The 20,411-nt window shown below is 68.3% G+C and carries 22 protein-coding genes and 1 pseudogene; 22 read left to right on the forward strand and 1 reads right to left on the reverse strand.

The window, feature by feature from the left end; translation table 11 throughout:
* The first annotated feature begins 439 nt into the window (after positions 1 to 439).
* The 17 genes from ABZ386_RS01555 to ABZ386_RS01635 all read left to right on the forward strand — a co-directional run bounded on the left by ABZ386_RS01555 (position 440) and on the right by ABZ386_RS01635 (position 15,785).
* On the forward strand, positions 440 to 1,273 hold the full coding sequence (locus ABZ386_RS01555) for a helix-turn-helix transcriptional regulator (protein ID WP_358963033.1): 834 nt from the start codon (positions 440 to 442) through the stop codon (positions 1,271 to 1,273).
* A 3-nt stretch (positions 1,274 to 1,276) separates the two neighbouring features.
* Positions 1,277 to 1,477 carry a DUF397 domain-containing protein gene (locus tag ABZ386_RS01560; protein WP_358963036.1) on the forward strand — a complete coding sequence of 67 codons (201 nt, stop codon included), beginning with the start codon at positions 1,277 to 1,279 and terminating at the stop codon, positions 1,475 to 1,477.
* A gap of 190 nt (positions 1,478 to 1,667) precedes the next feature.
* Entirely contained in the window at positions 1,668 to 2,966 is a 1,299-nt protein-coding gene (locus tag ABZ386_RS01565) for a helix-turn-helix transcriptional regulator (RefSeq protein WP_358963039.1), read from the forward strand.
* Between the two features lie 666 nt (positions 2,967 to 3,632).
* On the forward strand, positions 3,633 to 3,821 hold the full coding sequence (locus tag ABZ386_RS01570) for a hypothetical protein (RefSeq protein ID WP_358963042.1): 189 nt from the start codon (positions 3,633 to 3,635) through the stop codon (positions 3,819 to 3,821).
* Positions 3,822 to 3,833: 12 nt separating this feature from the next.
* Complete coding sequence (locus tag ABZ386_RS01575) at positions 3,834 to 4,529, forward strand: Crp/Fnr family transcriptional regulator (protein ID WP_358963044.1); 696 nt, start codon at positions 3,834 to 3,836, stop codon at positions 4,527 to 4,529.
* A gap of 165 nt (positions 4,530 to 4,694) precedes the next feature.
* A complete protein-coding gene (locus tag ABZ386_RS01580) occupies positions 4,695 to 5,066 on the forward strand; it encodes a hypothetical protein (RefSeq protein ID WP_358963047.1) in 372 nt (123 codons plus the stop codon).
* Entirely contained in the window at positions 5,056 to 5,487 is a 432-nt protein-coding gene (locus ABZ386_RS01585) for a DUF6093 family protein (protein WP_358963050.1), read from the forward strand. Before ABZ386_RS01580 ends, ABZ386_RS01585 begins: the two co-directional genes overlap by 11 nt.
* Positions 5,487 to 5,915 carry an HK97 gp10 family phage protein gene (locus ABZ386_RS01590; protein ID WP_358963052.1) on the forward strand — a complete coding sequence of 143 codons (429 nt, stop codon included), beginning with the start codon at positions 5,487 to 5,489 and terminating at the stop codon, positions 5,913 to 5,915. The genes ABZ386_RS01585 and ABZ386_RS01590 overlap by 1 nt, the downstream gene beginning before the upstream one ends.
* Positions 5,912 to 6,361 carry a hypothetical protein gene (locus tag ABZ386_RS01595; protein WP_358963055.1) on the forward strand — a complete coding sequence of 150 codons (450 nt, stop codon included), beginning with the start codon at positions 5,912 to 5,914 and terminating at the stop codon, positions 6,359 to 6,361. Before ABZ386_RS01590 ends, ABZ386_RS01595 begins: the two co-directional genes overlap by 4 nt.
* Before the next feature lie 129 nt (positions 6,362 to 6,490).
* Positions 6,491 to 7,159 (forward strand): hypothetical protein, encoded by a 669-nt coding sequence (locus ABZ386_RS01600; RefSeq protein WP_358963058.1) that lies wholly within the window; start codon positions 6,491 to 6,493, stop codon positions 7,157 to 7,159.
* Positions 7,160 to 7,161: 2 nt separating this feature from the next.
* The gene (locus ABZ386_RS01605; RefSeq protein ID WP_358963060.1) at positions 7,162 to 7,722 is read left to right on the forward strand and encodes a hypothetical protein; all 561 of its coding nucleotides are present in this window, start codon (positions 7,162 to 7,164) and stop codon (positions 7,720 to 7,722) included.
* A 140-nt stretch (positions 7,723 to 7,862) separates the two neighbouring features.
* Positions 7,863 to 8,063, forward strand: a complete 201-nt coding sequence (locus ABZ386_RS01610) for a hypothetical protein (protein ID WP_358963062.1) — start codon at positions 7,863 to 7,865, stop codon at positions 8,061 to 8,063.
* 36 nt (positions 8,064 to 8,099) lie between these two features.
* Positions 8,100 to 12,368 (forward strand): phage tail tape measure protein, encoded by a 4,269-nt coding sequence (locus ABZ386_RS01615; protein ID WP_358963066.1) that lies wholly within the window; start codon positions 8,100 to 8,102, stop codon positions 12,366 to 12,368.
* Positions 12,368 to 13,303 carry a hypothetical protein gene (locus ABZ386_RS01620; protein ID WP_358963069.1) on the forward strand — a complete coding sequence of 312 codons (936 nt, stop codon included), beginning with the start codon at positions 12,368 to 12,370 and terminating at the stop codon, positions 13,301 to 13,303. The genes ABZ386_RS01615 and ABZ386_RS01620 overlap by 1 nt, the downstream gene beginning before the upstream one ends.
* An 11-nt stretch (positions 13,304 to 13,314) precedes the next feature.
* Positions 13,315 to 14,241, forward strand: coding sequence for a hypothetical protein (locus ABZ386_RS01625; protein ID WP_358963071.1), 927 nt, complete (start codon positions 13,315 to 13,317; stop codon positions 14,239 to 14,241).
* Entirely contained in the window at positions 14,241 to 15,344 is a 1,104-nt protein-coding gene (locus ABZ386_RS01630) for a hypothetical protein (RefSeq protein ID WP_358963073.1), read from the forward strand. The genes ABZ386_RS01625 and ABZ386_RS01630 overlap by 1 nt, the downstream gene beginning before the upstream one ends.
* The gene (locus ABZ386_RS01635) at positions 15,345 to 15,785 is read left to right on the forward strand and encodes a hypothetical protein (protein WP_358963075.1); all 441 of its coding nucleotides are present in this window, start codon (positions 15,345 to 15,347) and stop codon (positions 15,783 to 15,785) included.
* 54 nt (positions 15,786 to 15,839) lie between these two features.
* On the opposite strand, the gene ABZ386_RS01640 is transcribed toward ABZ386_RS01635, so the two are convergent.
* Positions 15,840 to 16,508 carry a hypothetical protein gene (locus ABZ386_RS01640; RefSeq protein ID WP_358963078.1) on the reverse strand — a complete coding sequence of 223 codons (669 nt, stop codon included), beginning with the start codon at positions 16,506 to 16,508 and terminating at the stop codon, positions 15,840 to 15,842.
* Positions 16,509 to 17,055: 547 nt separating this feature from the next.
* Here ABZ386_RS01640 and ABZ386_RS01645 point away from each other — a divergent pair.
* The 5 genes and pseudogenes from ABZ386_RS01645 to ABZ386_RS01665 all read left to right on the forward strand — a co-directional run.
* A pseudogene (locus ABZ386_RS01645) lies at positions 17,056 to 17,958 on the forward strand (peptidoglycan-binding protein); the annotation flags it as partial.
* A gap of 330 nt (positions 17,959 to 18,288) precedes the next feature.
* Positions 18,289 to 18,534, forward strand: coding sequence for a hypothetical protein (locus ABZ386_RS01650; RefSeq protein ID WP_358963080.1), 246 nt, complete (start codon positions 18,289 to 18,291; stop codon positions 18,532 to 18,534).
* A 585-nt stretch (positions 18,535 to 19,119) separates the two neighbouring features.
* Positions 19,120 to 19,344, forward strand: coding sequence for a hypothetical protein (locus tag ABZ386_RS01655; protein ID WP_358963082.1), 225 nt, complete (start codon positions 19,120 to 19,122; stop codon positions 19,342 to 19,344).
* Positions 19,345 to 19,515: 171 nt separating this feature from the next.
* Entirely contained in the window at positions 19,516 to 20,085 is a 570-nt protein-coding gene (locus tag ABZ386_RS01660) for a hypothetical protein (RefSeq protein WP_358963084.1), read from the forward strand.
* An 89-nt stretch (positions 20,086 to 20,174) separates the two neighbouring features.
* Positions 20,175 to 20,381: a hypothetical protein gene (locus tag ABZ386_RS01665; protein ID WP_358963087.1), complete on the forward strand. Its 207-nt coding sequence runs from the start codon at positions 20,175 to 20,177 to the stop codon at positions 20,379 to 20,381.
* Positions 20,382 to 20,411 lie beyond the last annotated feature (30 nt).

Consider the following 20,411-nt stretch of genomic DNA (forward strand, 5'->3'; position numbering starts at 1 on the left):
TGCTCGGGAGTGCGCGCGGGCCGCCGTCGAGGGGGGGATGGTTCGGCGCAGTGGCGGACCGCTGGGGGGGGGGTGCTCACCGGGCACCCCTATCGGAACCAGGAGGGGACACCCGGACCTCGGGTTGCGGCTCGCAGTCGGACGAGCCGCTTCCGTGGCTCAACAAGGCTGACCCATGGGAGAGTTGCAGTGCAAGATGAAGTGAAAACTTCACTTGATCTGGCATATGCAGGCGTCGATGCTGTGTTCTTTGCAATGGAGACTGGAGGTGGCAGACTCGGGACTCACCCCCCGAGCCGCTGGACTCACACGTCACCCCGCCGAACTATCAGCCCAGTTCGGCGGACTCTCGACTGAGCTTCCTGGGCTCGGGGCAGAATCGAGTGGACTGGATACAGGAGGGCACGTGGCGGCTCCTACAGGACCGACGGTCAGGCGCGTGCAGCTCGGAAAGGAGCTGGAGCGCCTGCGCGAGAAGGCCGGCTTCAAGTCTCCGAAGGAGGCGGTCGTCGGTACCGACATCTCCGAGTCGCAGCTGTATCGGGTAGAGAAGGGCACATCCGCGTTCCGCCGCGCTGCCGATCTCGAAGCCTTGCTGAAGCACTACGGAATCACCGACGAGGAGGACGTGGAGTTCCTGGTCGGTATCCACCGCGACAGTCTGAATCGTGGCTGGTGGTCCACCTACGCGCGCACGATGCCCTCGGGCCTGGCCATGTACATCGGACTGGAGGACGGTGCCAAGTCGATAAGGGCGTGGGAGCCTGGTGTGGTCTTCGGGTTGTTCCAGACCGAAGACTATGCCCGCGCGCTGTTCGAGGCGGGCAAACTCGTGGAGGAACAAACCACCGAGTTCGTGAAGCGTGGTGTGGCGCTCCGAATGGAACGCCAGGAGATCCTCACCCGGGAGAACCCCGTGGAGATCCGCGCCATCCTCGACGAAGCCGCCCTACGCCGGATCGTCGGCAGTCGCGAGATCATGCTCAAGCAGATCGAACGCCTCATCGATCTGGCCGCCCTGGACAACGTGACGCTCCAGGTGCTGCCCATGAACACTCCCACCTACCGAGCGCACTTCAACTTCACGCTGATGGAGTTCGAAGATCCCGTTCCGACCGTCGTCCAGATGGACATGGCCGATGGCGCTTCCAACCTCACCGACAAGGACACTGAGGTCTGGAGGTTCGCCCGCAGGTTCGACGCCTTGCGGGATGACTCGCTCCCCGTCGGGGAAACGCCGAAGTTTCTGCACCAACTATCACGAGAGATCTGAGACATGGCCCTCAACAAGCGCGCTCTGGACCTCGCCCCCGAAGGCGCCTGGTTCAAGTCGTCCTACAGCAACAACGGCGGCAATTGCTTGATGGTTGCCGACCTGACCGCGGCCGTCGGCGTGTGCGACTCCAAGCAGACCAACGGCCCGGCTCTTGCCGTCCGGCCGGAGGCATGGAAGGCGTTCATCGCCTCCGTTGCCTGACGCCATCTACTGCATGGCCGAAGCCCCGCGCGCACTCACCGCGCGGGGCCTCTCCCGCCACCTACCCATCTGGGTGACCTTGCACAACCCTGCCCACCTCATGTGCAGAACCTGCACACGCCCTCGACGGGGGCAGAGCGCATCCGTACGGTTGAGGGCCCCCGGGTTCTAACCGCGCGGGAGGGCGCTGATGCTCGCCACCGAGTTGGGAATGTGGACCTCCCCCGAAGCGCGTGGCATGGTCGAGCGCCGGGAGCCAGGCGCGTTGATCCGCCTCGGCCGGCGCCACCGCGGTTGGACACAGGGGGACTTGGGATCCCGGATCGGGTGCTCCGCCTCGACCGTGTCGCGACTGGAAGCGAGCAAGCGGGTCACTGACGTTGCGCTCTTACGGGCGGCAGCTGCCGCTGTCGGGCTTCCGTCATCCGTTCTTGCGGCAGCCTGCGGTTTCGCCACCGTCGCGGTGGCCATCCCCACTAGAGTGGCGCCGGACGCTTCGCGTGACGCCGAGGAGGACCCGATGCGCCGCCGTACTCTGCTCGCCGCCGCAGGGACGGCCGTGCCTACCTCCCTGCTTCTCGGCGTCGATGACGCACTCGCTGGCACCCCTGCCCCCTCCGGGAAGGCGGTCCGGCCCGATGCCTGGCTCACTCGTGCCCGCCGCATGTTCGACGCCGGGCAGCACGCGGCCCTGCTTCGCGACCTACCCGGCCTGCTTGGCGATGCCCATGACGCCGCGCGATCCCGCTCGGACCTCGATCACGCGCGTCTCTCCGCCTGCTACACCCTGGCCACACAGGTCCTGGTCAAGATCGGCCAGCATGACCGCGCCCGCATCACAGCTGACCGCGCCACGACGTACGCGTCCCTCTCCGGCTCTCCACTGGCCGCCGCTGCGGCCGCGCGTGAACTCGCCATCGTCCTCCGCCATCAGGACCAGGCCCCCGCCGCGCAGCGCCTCATCCTCAGTGCCGCCGCTGAGGTGGAGACCACCGGACTGCGTACTGACGCACAGGCCGCGGCATACGCACAAATGCTCTGCACCACCTCGTATACGGCGGCGCGCGCAGGCGACCGCGGTCAGGCTCTCGCCATGATCGAGGAGGCTCGGCGAGCGGCCCGTCGGCTGCCCGCCGTGCCACCGGAAGGTCGCCTGTTCCGCATTTCCCCGGCCGCTGTCGATCTGTACGCGGTTGGTGTGCACTGGGCCCTGGGAGACGCCGGCGCGGCGCTTGAGGCCGGGCGAGGCTTGCGCGCCGACCTCTTCCCCACCGCCGAGCGCAAGAGCCGGATGCACACGGACCTCGCTCGCGCCTGGTGGCAGTGGGGGAAACCAGAGCAGACTGCCCATGAACTGCTCGCCGCGATGCGCGTGAGCCCCGGAGAGGTACGCGATCGGCCCTCGATCCAGGCTATCGTCTCCGACCTGTCCTCCAGGCACCCCAGCACGCCCGGCGTGCGGGAGCTGGCGCTCGCTGTAGCCCACTGACCGCCCCACTGGCTGACAACCCCGGGGGCCGGGGTCCCTACGCCAGGTCGATGCCCAGTTCAGTGTCGGGTCGGCAGAACGCGCACGGTTCGATTGGAACAGCACTTCCGACGACAGACGGATGAGCTGTCGCGGCAGCTCCATTACTGGGCATATGGCGACCTGGCGGTAGGTCGCGTGCCACTCCTCATTCACCGTTGCCGGTGGCCAACGTCAGCGCGACGCCCTCCGACGATCTAGGCTGCAGCCCGCGGGTTCTAGCGTCCGCAATCCCTGCAGCAATCGCGCCAAGTCGTCGCTGCAGCGCAGAACTGAGTATTGAGTCTGTGTCAACTGGCACAGACAGCCCGCACAGAAAACGGCAGTCTATACGGGCTGCGTATGGGTTCTGCCGATCCCGACTCAGCTACAGAGGCGGGACTGCCGGGGTGGTAGCCGGCAGCCCCCGCTTCTTCCCTTAAATCGCCGAAATGCCGGACAAGCCCCATTTCCGGGCATTCCTCCTACTGGTTTCGGTGAAGTTATTTCGGTGAATCCCTCGACGTTCCTTGATCGTCTCGCTACGCTCTTTCCCGCGCTCACGTGTCGACGCCTCCTACCAAGGCACCAACATCGCATACGTGTACGCAATTTCGGGATCGGCGAACAATCGAAGGAACCCTCTGCATGCAATCACCCGATGACTACAAATGGTTCATCGGAGGCGCTGTGCTGGTCACAGTGGCTCTCTTCATTCTGGGCGCCTACATCGTCCGTAAAATGGGCCGCAAGATGCCGACAGCCGTCCCGGTCGCCTTCGCGGCCTTGGCCGGTCTCGTGACCGCACTTCCGCGCCTCATCGAAGCGATGCACTGATCCGGATCCTGGATGAGTTCGCTTCAGCAACACGGCTGGCCCCCGGGGACCTTCCTCGGGGGCCTCTCACCGAACGCGCATAACGCACTGATCGCACAAGGGAGACGGCGTAGCTTCAAGTCCGGTGAGCGGCTCCTTGTTCAGGGGGATCGGTCCGACCATGTCTTCGTTCTCATGAACGGGGTCGCAAAAGTCACCGCCTATACACCCGACGGACACGAGATCCTGCTCCGCATCGCCAGACCCGGAAGTGCCGTCGGCGCTACTAGCATGCTCGACCATCAACCCAGGTCGGCAACCGTGACCACGCTGGGGCCGTGCACCACGCTCATCCTTCCCGGCCCGTCTTTCGCGGACTACCTCGACCGCCACCCCGAAGCCCTGAGGGCTCTCACGCGTGAAGTCATCGGAAAACTCAGGGCTTCCGACAGCATCAGACTGGACTTGTCATCCGGATCGCTCGTGCAACGACTGGCCCGTCTATTGACCACGCTGGCCACCGACTACGGCCACCCCACAGAGAACGGATTGACCATTTCCCTGCGCCTGTCGCAGGAGGAACTCGCCTCGCTCATCGGCGCCTCGCGAGAGAGCCTCGCTCGTGGCCTCCGCCTGCTCAGAAACAAGGAAATCATCACCACCCACTACCGCAACATCACCATCCACGACATGCCCGTCCTCAACCACCTGGCGAACGACCAGGTATGACAACGACCGGCCTCCACCGCTCCTGGCCGTCAGTACTTGATGCCGATCAAGCTTCGATGGCACAGGACAGGTGGGAATCGCGGTCACACTCGGATCCAATCACGTGTTTGATTTTCTGGGCCAGCCCGCCTGGGTGTGTCCGACGGGCCGCTTAGCGTCGGCTGAATGGATCACGTCGAAGAGAACCTGCACAGCGTACGGATCACGGCCCGCGGCCCCAAGGCTGCGATAGAGCTCAACGGACAGCGGGTCGACCCTGGAGCCTTCAAGGGCTACGCGATCGGTCACCACGAAGGTGAGTCGCCTCAGGTCGTCCTTTACCCCGGGGACTACGCCGAGACGGTCTTTGAGGGCCTGGCCCGTGTCTGTGTGGCAGACATCCCCGACCCGGGCCCGCCGGCCGCGGTCTTCCTGGAGGCGATCGACGCCGGGGAGCTGGAACGCGCTGCGTTGGCCCGGCCCGACCTTGGCACGGGCCCGCGTTCGCTGACGGAGGCGATGCTCACCCAGCTCCAGGAGTGGGCTCGTGGCCTTTGACGTGGAGGGTGCACGCCGAGTCGTCGGCCGCATCCTGGACGACAAGCTCGAAGTGTGGCGGGACAGCGCGGGGCGCGCGGACGACGTACTGGACGAAACCACCGGGCGGCTCGTGTCCCCGGTGCCGGACGACGTCTTGGTCTGGGAGGGGCTCGGCGCCGTAATTCCGTTGGGCCGCCCGGCGATCACTCGGCCGCTGAGCGGAGCCGTGGCAGTCAAGCCGCCCACGACGGACTACCAGGCTGTACTGCCGGTCGAGGCCCCGGAACTCCGGCCGGATGACGTGATCCGGGTAGCTGGATCCGTGCGGCCGGGCGGGTCGCGTGACCCGCAGCTGGTGGGCCGCCGCTTCCGCGTGTCGGACGAGACGGTGGGCACCTACAGCGTGGTGCGCATCGTCCGGGTGCAGGTGATCGACTGATGGCACTCGCGAACCCGCACCCGAATGCCCACCCGGACGCGACCGCGTTCCGCGACCCGATCGCGCTGGCCGCAGCCCTGGCTCAGATGGGCCCTGCCGCCCGTGCCCGCACCCGCACGATCACCCGCCATCACGCGATGCTGCTGCGGGTCCGTATTCAGCGCAACGCATCCGGCCGTCCGGGACCGAACGTGATCAACGGCCAGTACCGTGCCTCTTGGGATGTGCGGGTGCGCACCGGAGGCGGGCAGGTCACGGCCGAGGTGTTCACCGATGCCCCGCAGGCGCGCCGGTTGGAGTACGGCTTCGTCGGCGTCGACGCGCTCGGTCGCCACTATCGGCAGCCGCCGTTCCCGCACGTCGAGCTCGCCTTCCGACAGACCGAGCCCGCGTTCATCCAGGCCCTCGCGGAAGGTGTGCTGCCGTGACCGTGGCACGCCTGCCCGTGACCCGGGCCCTGGCGGCGCTCGTGGAGAAGGCAACCGGCCGACCCTGCGGGGTTGGTGAACTGCCGCGTGTGCAAGGCACGTCCGGCGAGTGGAAGCCCGCCGCAGTGCCGTACACCATCCTCGATTCACTGCCCGGCGAGTTCAGCGGGCCGCCCCTGTGGGACTGGCATGCGGATGCGGTCTGGACGTATCAGGTCACGTCGGTCGGCGAACGGGAGGATCAGGTGCAGTGGCTGGCCGACCGTGTCCGCGCCGGCGTCGTCGGCCGGAGCGGCGACCAGTGGACCCACGACCTGCGGGTTCCTGAAGCCCGTGTCATTGACCGGGAGTTGGATCATGATGCCGGAGGAGAGCCGTCGGTGTCGGCGGCAGGCGTTATCGTGTCCTACGTGCAGCGGTTCACGATCACCGTGACCTCTGCCTGAAGACGCGTTCTTCGATCCTCACCGCGGAGGCCCGCGCGGACGCTAGGCCCCAGGCCAGGCGAACCCCCTTTGAACGTCAAGGGGCAGGGCCTCGGCACGGGACGCTGCCCCGGAAGTGGGAGCGGACCTGTGTCCCTGACGAAGCCGACCACGAGCAAGCCGTCTACCCAGACCCGATTCCTCCGGCGCGGCATCTCCAAGATCTACTGGCTCAAGAAGGTCAAGGATCCGAAGCGGCCGACCCGCGCGGAGATCTCCGAGCCCAACCGGTTCGACCTGACCAAGGCCGTCAGCGACATCGAGGGCTGGGCGCTGGAGAACGAGCCGATCGAGACCCCGGACATGGGGAGTACCTTCAACTCCTCGATCCCGGGCAATGACAAGGCCGAGAGCAGCTCCCTGACCTTCTACGAGGACCGGTTCTCCGACGACATCGAGCAGGAGCTGCCCAAGGGCGCCCAGGGCTACGTCGTCTTCCTCCGCAAGGGCGACATCCCCGGCTCCCGCTCGGTCGACGTCTTCCCCGCGCAGGTCGCCACCCGCGCTGCCACGTACTCGACCGGCAACGAGGCCGCCAAGTTCCAGGTCACCTTCACGATCACCGAGGAGCCCTCGCTCGACGCCCCGGTGCCCGAGGCCGTACCTCCGCACCCTCTGCCCACGCCGGTCGAGGACTGCGAGGACGACCACGAGCACGGCCACCACGACCAGGACCGCGACGGTGACCAGGTGGACGTGACGGTGGTGAGCACCACCAAGACTGCTGCCACGGTCCGCGAGCACGGCGCCGAGGACTGAGCATGTCGCACTCTGCACCGCCCAAGCGTCAGCAGTCCCCCTCCGCCGCCATGTCGGCGGAGGGGTCGTGGGCGGCCAAGATGGACCGCCTGCGCCGCCGCGCCCGGCCCCAGAACAAGCTCCGCGTCTGCGACGACGACCAGCTTCGCCAGCGGTTCGAGGAGACCCAACAGGCCGCCCGACGCGCACGGTTCGTCGCCGAGGCCAACCCTGGTGACGAGCAGGCAGCCCAGCAGGCTGAGGATGCCGCGGCCACGTACGAAGACGCCCGTAGTGCGCTGGACGCCGCCTCGGAGTTCCTGACCTTCCGGGCCCTGCCGCGCCCGGTACTGGAGGAGCTGATCACCCAGCATCCGCCGACCGAGCAGCAGACCGAGGAAGGCGCGGTCTTCAACCCGGACACGTTCCCCGCGGCGCTGGTCTCGGCCGCCTCCGTGGACGGCATGAGCCGCGAGGAGGCCGAGGAGCTGCTGAATACCTGGTCGGCCCCGGACGCCAACGCCCTGTGGGACGCGGCCTGGTCCGTCCAGCAGGAAAGCCGGGTGGAGCTGGGAAAAGACTGAGCCGCGATGCGCAGCTGCGCGCCGAGCTGGAGCTGTGCGAGCGGTTCGGCATCCCGCACTCGCAGTTCCTCGGTGGCAACGGCCGGTGGACTGAGCTTGATAGGGCCAAGGCGCTGGCCTGGGCGGAGTGGCAGCGGTCGGTGTGTCCCGAGTGCCACACCCGGCTGGAGGAGTGGGATCGCGAACGCGGCGGTGACCCCCACGCCTATGTCACCGACACGCTGCGCTGCCCCGGCTGCGAGCTGATCGAGCAGGAACGCGACCACGTCCCCACCGACCGTTCCGGCTACGGCGTGAAGATCCAGCTCCTGCCGCGCGAGCAGTACCGCGAACGTCCCTGATCAACCCCGCACGACGATGTAAGGAGGCCCGCTGCGGTGGCCGGGTTCACCCTGACCGTGGCGATGCGCGCCGAGGTCCGCGACCTGATCGCGGGAACGCGCGCTGCCTCCGGCCAGATGCGGACCCTCGCCGACCGCACCAACGCCGCCAACCGGTCCCTTGCCCGCCTGGACGTGAACGGGGCCCGCCTGGCTGGCCAGTTCACCGCGCTCAACCGCTCCGCCCTCGCGGCCGTCGGCGAGCTGAACCGGATCACCGCCCGCGCCTCGGCCGCCCGCGCCAGCCTTCGAGCAGCTGGGGATGACGGGGCCCGCTCCATGTCCCGCCTCCAGCGCGCCGTGGCCGGCGCGGGCAGAGGGGGCATCTCCACGACCAACATGCTCGCGGGCGGCAGTCTGCTGCTCGGCGCGGGCGAGATGGTCGAGGAGGGCAACCGTTACCAGCGGCAGATGAACCTCTTCCGCGCGGTCACCAACGCCACCGCCGCGCAGATGCACCGCGCCGCCGTCGTCGCGCAGGAACTCGGCAACGACCTGAGCCTGCCGGGCTCGACGGCCGCCGACGCGGCCGAGGGCATGGTCGAGCTGAGCAAGGCGGGCTTCCGCGCCGATCAGTCGATCGACGCCGTTCGCGCCTCGCTGCAGCTCGCGGCGGCGGCCGACGTCAACGCCGCCACGTCGGCCAAGTACCTGGGCGACATCATGGACCAGTACGGCCTCGGTGCTGATCAGGCGGCACAGGCGTCGGACACGCTGGCCGCCACGGCGAACTCGGCGTCCGGCTCGATCACCGACATCTACTACTCGATGCGGTACGCCGGGCCGGTCGCCAACGCCCTTGGCATCTCCTTGCAGGACACGGCGGCTGCGGTCGGCATGCTCGGCAAGGCGGGCATCCTGGGGCAGACGGCGGGAACGAGCCTGCGAGGCATCTTCGCGAACCTCGCGGCGCCTACCCCGCAGATGCGCCGCGCGCTCAAGGACCTCGGGATCGAGGCCTGGGACGCCCAGGGACACTTCCGTGGGCTGCGCGTTGTGATCGACGGCCTGGCCAAGGCCGAACACGACCTGTCTCAGAGGGACTTCGCCGCAGGCGTCACGAGGGCGTTCGGGAAGCCCGCGCTCAGCGGGGCCGTTGCGCTCGCGCACCAGGGCACCGAGTCCTTCGACGACCTGTCGCTGGCCGTACGCCAGACCGGTGCCGCCGCGTCCATCACCGCGTCGCGCGGGCAGGGCCTGGCCGGTGCGATGGTGCAGCTGCGCACCCAGGCACGGCAGACCGGGCTCGCCCTCTACGAGGGCATGGCCCCTGGACTGGAGTGGGTCACCCGCCTGCTGACGCGCGGGATGTCCGGGGCGACGCCGTACCTGACCACGGCGCTGGAGTACGGCCGCAACCTCGCCGTCCTGTACGGCCCGGATCTCAAGGCCAAGACCCAGGAGGGCCTTGGCGGCCTGATCGACGAGGCGAAAGCTTTCGTCGGCCCGCTCAAGGAGCTGGGCGAGGACGCCCTGGCCACCGGCCTGAATCTGCTGATCAATGCGGGCCAGACCCTGGGCGAGGTCCTGCGCAACGCTGCCGACGGCGCGGAGCCCGTCGTGTCCGCCGTCGCCGACTTGGGCGAGGAAGGTGGTGCGGCGGCCGGCACGCTCGACATCATCGCCACTGTCGCCAACGCGGCCATGGACGCGGTCTCGGGCCTGTCCTTCGTGCTCGTTCCGATTGGGCACATCGTCGGCGGCCTCGTCAGCGCCTTCGGCGCGCTGCCCGGGCCGATCCAGTCCGCGGCCCTGGCCATGCTGCTGTTCCGCCGCGTCCAGCCGACCTTGACCAACGTCGCCAACACGGTCTCCGGGCCTGTCCGAAGCGGCTTCCAGAGCTTCGCCCAGCAGATGCGGGTCCAGCAGGCGCTCGCAGCCTCCGCCGGTATGTCGCTGTCGCGGTACGGAGCCGCCTGGGCCGCGGTGCAGGCGCGCGTCGGGTTTCTCGGCTCCATGACAGCGGCGTTCCGCAGCGCGAACGGCGCCGGAGTGACGTTCATGGGCACGCTGAACGGCATCGGCCGCGCCGCCGGTTCGGGCCTGCGCTCGGCCCTCGGCGGCATCACCAACGCACTCGGCGGGCCGTTCGGCATCGCCATGGCCGGTGTCTCTGTCGGCCTGGGGCTGCTCGCCGCCCGCCAGCAGCGGGCGGCACAGGCCACGGCCGAGCACCAGCAGCGCATCTCCTCGCTCACCTCGGCCCTGCGCGAGTCCGGCGGGCAGATCGACAGCAACGTGCGCCAGCAGGCCGCCCAGATCTTGCTGGACACCAAGACCAGCCAGGGCCAGCTCACCAAGGTCATGGACCAGGCCGGCGTGCCGCTCGCCACCCTGACGGACGCCTACCTCGGGCAGGGCACCTCGCTGGAGGCGCTGCAGAGGCAGCTCATGGCCACCGCGAACGCCCACCGTGAGTACAGGGACTTGGCGGGCGGCAAGGCCAGCGTCCTCGACTACACCGACGTCGGACAGCAGTACAAGGACGCCGCCGATGCCCTCGGCAGCGTCAAGGGCGAGATGGCCGAGTCGATCAAGAACGCCCGGGACCTGGCTGCGGCGACCAAGGGCGCCGGGGACGGCACCTCCGCATACGACCGGCTCAAGGCCGCCGTAGGCGGCTTGGCCGACGAGACCGCCGACGCCGACACCCGCACCCGCTCCCTCAAGACCGCCCTCGACCTGCTCTCCGGCGGCCAGATATCGCTGCAAGCGGCGCGGGCGAAGGTCAACTCCGCCGTGCTCGACCTGGAAGAGGGCAGCAGGAACGTCAACCGCGACCAGGGGTTCGGCGGTCGGCAGCTCGTCAACCAGGACCGGACGCTCAACACCACCACCAGGAACGGGCAGCAGCTCTACACCCAGCTGACCGCGCTGTCCGATGCGGCGGCCGACGCCTCCGTGGCGACGTACGACCTGGCCATCCGCAACGGCGAGGCGCTGCCGGCGGCGCTGGCCAAGGCCCGCGGCGAGATGAGCCGGGCACGGACCGAGGCGATCAAGGCCGCACGCGGCTACGGACTGACCCGTGCCCAGGCCGAAGGCGTCGCCGACACTCTCGGTCTGCTGCCGTCGAAGGTGTCGCTGCTGCTCCAGACCAAGGGCATGGACAGCACGCTCGCGAATCTGATCGCGGTCCAGGCTGAGTTCCACCGGCTGCCGAACGCCAAGACGATCAAGGTCGACTCGCTGAGCGACGGCGCGCAGCAGAAGCTGCGCGAGCTCGGCTTCACGGTGAAGACGGTTCCGGGCACCCGTCAGATCAAGATCACCGCGCCGACCGCTGCTGCCCGCAGGAGCCTCGACGGGCTGATCGACAAGCTCGGCCAGACCCCGAACAGCAAGAACGTCCGCGTGTCCGCGCCAACCGCTGCGGCCATCAAGAGCCTGGAAGCGGTGCAGGTCAAGATCCGGGCCACCCCAGGAGCGAAGTCCGTCGTCGTTCGGGCCCCGACGGCACAGGCTCGTACGGAACTGGAGGCGCTGGGCTTCCGGATCGAGAAGGTCCCGGGGTCGAAGAACGTCAGGGTGACCGTGCCGACCAGCGGCCCCCGCAAAGCGGCTGACGCCATCCAGCGGCGCATCGACGCACTGCGCGGGAAGTCGGTGACCGTTACCACACGCCACGTGAGCATCTTCGAGACGTTCCGCGACCAAAGTGCTGGAGCGGCCGATGCCGTACGTCAGCAGGCGGAGAACCTGCGCAGGCGGGCCAACAAGCAGGCCGACGGCGGGGTCGTCGACTACTTCGCCGATGGTGGGGTCACTGGCCCCGGCCGCCGGGAGCAGCACGTGGCGCAGATCGCGCCGGCGGGGAGCTGGCGCATCTGGGCGGAGCCCGAGACCGGGGGCGAAGCCTACGTGCCGCTCGCGCCGTCGAAGCGCGATCGGAGCAAGGCCGTGGTGGAGGAGGTCGTCGGCCGCTTCGGCGGCGAGGTCCAGTGGTTCGCCGACGGCGGCGTACGAAGCCGCAGCAGCCGCGACTACAGCCCGATTCTGGCCAGCACCTTCAAGCAGACCAGCAACGCCCAGGTCCTGTCCGGGGTCGTGCGTGCCTTCGACATCCGCACCGGCAGCGACCGCGCCCGCACGCGGGTGGTCGACGCCCGCGCGGGCGGGCGGGTGCAGGTCGTCGTCGTGAGGGAGCAGCAGCCGCTGATCGGCACCATGCCGGTCACCGTCACCGACAGCTCCGCCACACCCGAGCGGATCGGCAACGAAATGATGCGCAATCTGCGCAACGCCCAACGGGGCGGGAGGATTTGATGAACACAGCAGCAGCGCAGACCCCGCCCATCGCGCTGGCCCCGTGGCAGTACGAGATCGGCGGCGTCGTTCTGGGCCACAGCACCCCGATCCCGGTCGGGAACGTCGAGGGACTCGGCTCGCCTGCCACCCGGCCTCAGGACGCCGACAACCCAACCGGGGACGGCACCTATCCGGGCCAGGACTTCTACGGGCCTCGCACCCTGCGGTTCGAGGCCGGCATCAAGACGCCCGGCGACCCGATCAAGGCCGCCGACCTCCTCTCCCGCTTGGAGTCTGCCCTCGACACCCCTGCTGCCCGAACCAGGCCCGAGGGACGACATGTGCTGCGTGGACGCTGGCCCGGACACCGGACCCGCCGTATGTACGGCAGGCTGCGCCGCTTGGAGGCAACCAGCACCGCCAACGCGATCAACGGCTGGATCCCCCTGGACATCGAGTTCGCCGGTCTCGACCCGCGCTGGTACGACGACGAGCTGTCGCAGCTCACGTTGAGCCTCGACCAGGCTGCCCGAAACAACGACCGCGACCGCACGGTGGACCGGACGCTGTGCGCGCCCGGAGGCTGCGACAGCGCGGACCCCGACGACCGGCCGGGATGGATCACCAACCACGGCAACGTGTCGACCTGGCCCAGCATCCGCATCCACGGCCCGGTCACCAACCCGCGCATCTGGAACACCGTCACCCGCCGCGTCCTCGAACTGCGCCTGTCCCTGCGCCCCGGGGAGTGGGTGGAGATGGAGACCCGGCCGACCACCTGCTGGGCCCTGCGCAACGGCAAGGTCAACGTCGCGAATGACCTCACCCCGCCCTCGCGCCTCGATCTGTTCGCCATCCCGCGGGGCCGCTCCGAGATCGGCTGGAGCGGCGAGGACCCCACCGGCACCGCGCGCCTCGAGATCTCGTGGCGGTCGGCGTACACCGCGTTGTGATTGGAGCACCAGTGACCCTTGTCCAGCCCCCGATGATGGTGCGCGGCGGTGACCACTCCGCCCGCGCCATGCGCCTGATGATCCGCGACCTGGCGCGCGGTCGGCAGGGCATCGCCGAAGCCGGTGACCTCAAGGTCCGTCCCCTGGAAACCCCCGGCCCCGGAGTCCGGGTCGGGGACGGCTCGGCGCTGATCCACGGCGTACGCCCGTGGCAAGGGGCCTACATGCAGAGCAACATCGGCGACGCGGTGGTCGACGTCCCGCCGACCGGACCGTTCGCCCGCACGGACCTGCTCGTCCTGCGCGTCGAAGACCCCGAATACGAAGGCGAGCGCGACCCCCGCCGGGAGGATATCGGCTATTTCCAGCTCATCCAGGGCGTGGACGAGGACACCACCGCGCTGCGGGAGATGACCGCCATCCCCCTCGCCCGCATCATCCTGCCCCGCAACACCGCTGCGGTCACCGCCGACATGATCACCGACCTGCGGCGGATCGCCAATCCACGCACCGAGCGGACCCTGCTGACCGTGCACCCGAAGGACACCGAGAAGGTGCCCGCCAAGCACGGCCAGTGGGCGAACTGGCCCAAGGAGGCAGCCTGGGACGTGGATGTCCCGGCGTGGGCGACGAAGGCCACCATCGTGGTCAGCCTCTCCGGGCTGCGCGCCGAGGCCGGCAACATCTACGCCGAGCTGCGCACCCGCCTCGGCGAGCACAACGCCCCGCCGACCGTCTTCGACGACGACGGCACCAGCATCCGCCGCGCCGGCGTGATCCTCGCCGACGCCTTCACCCTGCCGTCGGCCTACCGGGGCACCCGCCAGCACCTGGCCGTGCAGATCAACCAGATCGACAAGTACGGCGACGGCGACCTGACGGTGGCCAAGGGCACCACGGTGACCGCCGAGATTGTGTTCACAGAAGGCCCGGTGTGATGCCCGACTACCGCTACATCCTTGCCCGCGCCGCCACCGGCGAGGTCCTGCACTGGAACCTGCCGCTGACGGAAGTCGAGTTCGGGCCGGAGAAGTCCGGTCCAGGGTCGCTCAGCGCCACCTTGAGCCCGACGCTCGCCCCCGCGATGAGCGACATGCTCGACGACGCTGGCGACGTGGTGATCCTTGTCGAGCGGAATTCCCATCTGCTGTGGGGAGGGCTGCTGTGGCGGGCAGCCCCGCAGGGCACCAAACTGCCCGTCGAGGCAGCGGGGTTCACCAGCTATCTGCACAGGCGCTTCGACCTGCACGGCAACCTCGGCGGGCGTGGCCCCTACGTCGAGGCCGATCCCTGCCAGGTCATTCGCGACGTCTGGGCATACGCGCAGGAGCAGCCGGACGGCGATCTCGGCGTCGTCGTGGACGATACGAAGTCCAGGGCGAAGGCCGGTACGGCGAAGGACCCGTTCACCACCTCGAAGACGGACCCCCGCAATCTGGGGGAGATCGTGGACGAGATGGCGGACATCGATGACGGCCTGGAATGGACCGAGACCGTCACCTGGCGTGGACGCCGCGCCGAGCGCCGCATCGTCCTGGGCGCCCCTCGGCTCGGCCGGCCCCGGGAGGACCTGACTTTCACCACCGGCGCCAACGTGACCGGCGAGCCCCAGGTCATCAAGGACGCCGACTCCTACGCCCAGTGGGTCATCGGACTCGGCGCAGGCGAGGGTAAGAAACGCAAGGTCGTGGTCGACGGGGCACGCGACGGCCGACTGCGCCTGGAGCACAAGCTCGAAACCAGCGAGAAGGACGAGAGCAAGCTCAGGCGGCGCGCCCGGCGCGAGCGGTTGGCCCGGCAGGTCCTGCCGACGCTCACCGAGCTGGAGATCACTGACCATCCCGCAGCCCCCATTGAGGCCCTGCGGGTCGGGGACGACGTCCGTATCCGACTGCACGAGCCGCACACCGCCTATGACGGATGGAACCGCATCCTCGGCTGGACCGTGCGGCCCGGCGAGGGCGAGACCCCGGAGCGCGTGACGCTGAAGCTGGAACGCACGATCAAGCCGGAAGAGGGCGACGATACGGAGGAGCTGTAGATGCCGGACACGATCGCCGAGCTCGCGCGCCGACTGGCCCGCCTGGAGCGGCGCGTCACCGTCCTGGAACGGGCCCGACGCGCCCCGTACCCACCGTGGCGGGACCTTCCGCTCACCGGCGACACGAATGTGCCCGACTCTTCGCAGCCGCCGCAGATCCGGGCCAACCCGTGGGACACCCTGGAGTTCAGCGGCCGGATCGGACTGCCCGGCGGCCGAGCCATGGACGACGCAGTCGTTGCCCTTCTCCCGGAAGGTTTCTGGCCCACCACGCCGCGTACCGTCCCGGTCGCCTCTGATGCGGCGCGCCGTGAGCTTCACCTTGACATTGCCCCCGAGGGCCAAGTGACCTTGCGGGTTCAGGACGGCGGCAGTGCCAGAGCCACCTGGCTCAGCCTCGACAGCGCCTCATGCCGAATTGATGGGGACGATGCGGAATAGACTCCGTCTCACCGGCGGACGCAGTGGTTGCCTCGTACGTGTTTTCCTGGGCTGTCACGGCATCGATAGCCGGACACCGAGGCCGCCGAGCCATCCCACGCTCGACTGCCATCCGGCGTGACCCGCAGGCCAGATAACGGCACATCTTGCAGAGTGCGCGAGCTCGATTACATCGGCCCCAGGACGTCCGGATAGGAGGATGGCGCGCTGTGGGTTGGGCAGAAAGCGGGTGTAGTCGGTCATCTGGCTGATCGCGTCCCTGACCGCCTGACGCTCCGGTCGGACCTTTGCTTCAATGAGAAGGAACGCAGAGTCCACCCAGATATCGGTGAACAACGGCGCATGGTCAGCGGTGTGCCGGATCTGGATCCGTTGGGTGGCGTGCCCTTGCCTCGCCAGGAACTCACAGAACCGAAGAACCAGTTCATTCTCAGGACGGAGCCGCTCACGTGCTGCACCGCTGCTGAGCAGAAGGTCGCTTCGCTCGACTGGCTTCAGGGTGACTACCTCAGGGTCACAGAGGCGCTCAAGCTGGCCGGGCACGTGCGCCACGGTCTCGGTCGGACGCAACTTGAACACCGGAACATCTATTGGCCTACCGTCGCGATGCCTAAGCGTCACTGGAGGACAAACGTCCTCCAGCGTGAATTCGTCGATGTATCGGTAGACCTGCCCACCCATATCGAAGAGATGGATCGGCTTGCCCCGTTCAGCCTCGGCCACGAAGCGATCATTGTCCCAGGGGCCTGATCCGCCAAGGTAGTAATAGAAACCGTCCGGTCGCCATCCGTGACCAGACCACTTCCAAGCGTTACGGGTCTTCAAGCCGACATGCGCGGCCCGCGAACCTGCGAGCATGCCCCTTATCAAGTGGACGACATGGGTCTCGACGAGACGATCCCTTTCCTGAAAGTCTCCTGGCCGCATCCGGAGATGCCCCGATGTTGTGAGTGGACTTACCTTCGCCCAGTCCAACATGCCTTGACCCATCCTTCGTTGCACAACCAAACGGTCACCGCAGCAAGTCGCGGTGACCCTACCGGGCACCACTGACAATCCCTTGGGCGTTGCCGCCCGTCGGCCGGCGTCCGCCGTGGTCTTCACGGACAGGGTTTTAGCGAGCGCCGCCACAGGCATCGATGCCGCTCGGTACCATGACAACCGGGTGACCCTCCACCCTCACTTCGCAGCCAACTCCCGAGGGACCAGCCCCGCCACCGGTAGGGCTCGGCCGACTGCCATCCGGCGCAGGGGAGAAAGCGAAGCGAGCGTGGCGACTCCATTGAGCGCCGACAGGTTCCTGTCTGCGCTGAAGCACGCGGGCCTCGGCGTCGTCGAGCACGGCAACTGGCGTACCCACAACCGCAACACCCACGGCAACTGGGGCCCCGTCAACGGGGTCATGATCCACCACACCGGCCCCTACTCGTCCGAGGCCGAGATGTTGGAGTTGTGCCGCGTCGGCTATCACGACCTTCCAGGTCCCCTGTGCCATGGCGTCATCGACAGGTCCGGGACGATCCACCTGGTCGGCTACGGCCGGACCAACCACGCCGGCATGGGCGACACAGACGTCCTGCTCGCGGTCATCGCCGAGAAGAAGACCCTGCCGCCCGACAACGAGGCCGACACGGACGGCAACCGTCACTTCTACGGCTTCGAGTGCATCAACACCGGCAGCCAGCCGTGGCCGTCCGCGCAGCTCGACGCGATGGCCCGTGCTGCGGCAGCCGTGTGCCGTGCGCACGGCTGGAACGAGCACAGCGTCATCGGCCACAAGGAGTGGCAGCCGGGCAAGCCCGATCCGGGCGGGATCGACATGGACGACTTCCGCGCCCGCGTCGCGCGCCACCTCAAGGACGACGACACGACGCCGCGCGAGCCAAAGCCCAAGCCGAGACCGGCGCCCAAGCCGAAGCCGAGGCCGGTCTCGGAGTACGCGGCGTACCCCGGCAGGGACTTTTTCCGCGATGGTCGGTCATCACCCGTGATCGAGGCCATGGCGAAGCGGCTGATCGCCGAGGGCTGCGACTCCTACGACACCCCGCCCGGCCCGGTCTGGAACGAGGCGCACCGCCGCTCGTACGCCGCGTACCAGATCAAACGCGCCTACCACGGTGCCGCGGCCGACGGCATTCCGGGACCCGAGACCTGGAAGGCACTGCGCGTCCCCCGCGAGGGAGCCGCGACCGATCCCCACCCCACCGCGCCGGAGCAGGAGCACGACCCCATGCCACAGGCTCTCGCCGACATAGCGGAGCGCACCCTCGCCACCTATCTCCAGTCGGTTCTGGGCCTCATGACGGCCTCAAGCACCACCGACATGGTGTCGCTGTCCGCGTGGCAGGCCGCTGCCGTCTCCTCGATACCCGCGGCATTGTCGGCACTGAAGTCCGCGCTCGGCACGGTGCTCGGACGAGCGGGAACGGCGTCCTGGCTCCCGAGCAAGCACGACCCGGTCACCCCCAAGCACTGACGTAGGTATCGCCACAAGGAGGGACACGTGCCAGAGGGAGAAATCGCGCTGGCCTTGGCCGAGCTGCGGAGTGCATTGGAAGTCGGGCTGGCCCGGATCGACGGGCAGCTCGCCCTGCTCGTGCAGCGCAGCGACCAAACCGATAAGGCCGTTGAGGAGCTGGAGGAGCGGGTTGCTTCCCTGGAGAAGGGAAAGTGGCCGCTGCCGGCCATCGCTGTCCTGGCCACAGTCGCGGCCGTGACGCTGACGGTGCTCGACATGGTGCGCGGCTGAGGCACCTAACACGTCAGGCCATCACGGCCCTGTCACCGACGGCGGCAGCGGTGGGCGCCGGGCTCACCACAGCCACCCCCGCGTCCGCGGTATCGGGTGTGGGTTGGCCGGGCGTGCGGTCATTAGCCGCAGGGCCGAGCAGGGGATCGGGCCCGGTGCGGTCAGGGGTCCGCCGTGACCGGGCTGCCGGGGGAGTCGTTGGCGCGGGGTATGAGAGATCACGCCGTCATTCGCACCATAGTTGTCACGCTAGTCGTGCTGGGGGTCGGTTCGGCTGCGACTCCGGCGTGGGCCGGGGGCTGGGCGGTTTGCTTTCTCCGGCGTTTGGCAGGGCTGCGCCAACCAGTACGGCGCAGCCGCTCATGGCGCGGCGTCCACTGGTCCCAGCACCGCTGGAGGCAACCGGGCGTCCCTGCCTGTTACCGGACCGCTCAACCAGTGCGGTGGCGCGGACCTACTTCCCGAGGCGGGACTGCCGCTGGACGAAATCAAGTCCCGCGCGGCTGAACTGGCCACGTCCACCTCGGGTGAGGTGGTCGGTGACGTGGTCGACTCCGTCACTTACCTGACGCAGGCGAATCTTTCGTGACCCATTCCGCGGCTGCCCAGCTACAGGAGCTGATCGGGACGCGGCAGAGCGGGCCGCTGTTCACTGTGGACCGGCGCAGGCTGCGGGCGGATGAGGTGGCCAACCGGTTCCGGGAGATCACGGGCAAGAGCGTGCATGCTCTGCGCTTCACCCGGCAGGTCCGCCGCCACCGGGACAAGGTGCGCCCGGAACTGGTCGAACGGGCCGCGAAGCCCGCGTAGCCCCGGACGTATAAAGAAGGTGGCCCTCGCCGAAGCGGGGGCCACTGGTCCTTCTTGGAGACCGCCGTTCACGATAGCAGTACCGGCCAGAACGCCAGCCGGTGCGGTGCGGCTACTCTCGTGCGTCGGCGTCGGCGTCGGCGTGTGCGAGGAGAGGGCGGAGGACGGGTCATGCATCGGCTCAAGCCGTACCTGGTGGGGCACCAGGAGTTCGCTGCCCTGTACGGGGTCGAGCCGCAGATGGTGGCGCAGTGGCTCTCACCCAGCCGCGGAGTGCTGGACCCGTCCACGGCCATCGTCGTGTCTGGAGTGCGCTACTGGCCGCTGGGATTCGCCTGCCGCTTCGGGCGTACGACGCCCCGGCCAAAGGTGCTGAACCTGCGCTACAAGGAACAGCTCATGGCCGAGCAGGGCGAGGGCTGGGAAGCTGATTCCCGGGACCAGCTTCCGCCGATCGTCGGGCAGCAGGAGATCATCGAGCTGTTCCACCTTCCATCCCAGGGCACTCTGGCGACGCGGATCGCCTCGGGCAGCTTCGCGGAGGAAGACTGGCTGCTGTCGGGGTCGCCGCTGTGGCTGCTGGACACGGTGCTCGACGCGGTACCGGTGCTGCGTGCGAGTGCCCGCGCCCTGCCGTGGGAGGCCGACCAGGACGTGGTCGCCGCACTGCGCAATGGCACGTACGACGGTCCCGGATCGAAGGTGCTAGCCCGCGGGCGGCACGCACGAAAGGGCGCCTGACCTGCGGGAATACTGTACATAGAGCCGAATTGCGAATAAGATATAACTATCCCCGTTGGGGGGTTCCCAGATTCGCAAAGGAGGCAATCGTGCAGTTCGTGCACACGTCGGCCGGTGACGGTGTCGCCGTCCTGGAGGCAAGGGAAGTCCTGCTCGTCGAGTCCGCTCTCTCGCATTACGTGCTGGAGAGGCCGGAGTCGAATCTCGCTGTCCGTATGCTCGCGGACTTCTCCCGCGCCAACGAGGAGCGGGAGGCTCGCATGGAGGACCTGGTCGAGGGTGTGACCCCAGCCTGACTGTGCTGGCGTGAAGTCGCGCCCCCCGTA

It is taken from the genome of Streptomyces sp. NPDC006140, assembly GCF_040628815.1.
In the GTDB taxonomy this organism is placed as follows: Bacteria; Actinomycetota; Actinomycetes; order Streptomycetales; family Streptomycetaceae; genus Streptomyces.

Bases quoted from the DNA above. Each gene is read 5' to 3' on its own strand.
- ABZ386_RS01560 (WP_358963036.1), top strand. From the start codon at position 1,277: ATGGCCCTCAACAAGCGCGCTCTGGACCTCGCCCCCGAAGGCGCCTGG.
- ABZ386_RS01620 (WP_358963069.1), top strand. From the start codon at position 12,368: ATGAACACAGCAGCAGCGCAGACCCCGCCCATCGCGCTGGCCCCGTGG.
- ABZ386_RS01630 (WP_358963073.1), top strand. From the start codon at position 14,241: ATGCCCGACTACCGCTACATCCTTGCCCGCGCCGCCACCGGCGAGGTC.
- ABZ386_RS01570 (WP_358963042.1), top strand. From the start codon at position 3,633: ATGCAATCACCCGATGACTACAAATGGTTCATCGGAGGCGCTGTGCTG.
- ABZ386_RS01565 (WP_358963039.1), top strand. From the start codon at position 1,668: ATGCTCGCCACCGAGTTGGGAATGTGGACCTCCCCCGAAGCGCGTGGC.
- ABZ386_RS01590 (WP_358963052.1), top strand. From the start codon at position 5,487: ATGGCACTCGCGAACCCGCACCCGAATGCCCACCCGGACGCGACCGCG.
- ABZ386_RS01660 (WP_358963084.1), top strand. From the start codon at position 19,516: ATGCATCGGCTCAAGCCGTACCTGGTGGGGCACCAGGAGTTCGCTGCC.
- ABZ386_RS01580 (WP_358963047.1), top strand. From the start codon at position 4,695: ATGGATCACGTCGAAGAGAACCTGCACAGCGTACGGATCACGGCCCGC.
- ABZ386_RS01605 (WP_358963060.1), top strand. From the start codon at position 7,162: ATGTCGCACTCTGCACCGCCCAAGCGTCAGCAGTCCCCCTCCGCCGCC.
- ABZ386_RS01635 (WP_358963075.1), top strand. From the start codon at position 15,345: ATGCCGGACACGATCGCCGAGCTCGCGCGCCGACTGGCCCGCCTGGAG.
- ABZ386_RS01575 (WP_358963044.1), top strand. From the start codon at position 3,834: ATGAGTTCGCTTCAGCAACACGGCTGGCCCCCGGGGACCTTCCTCGGG.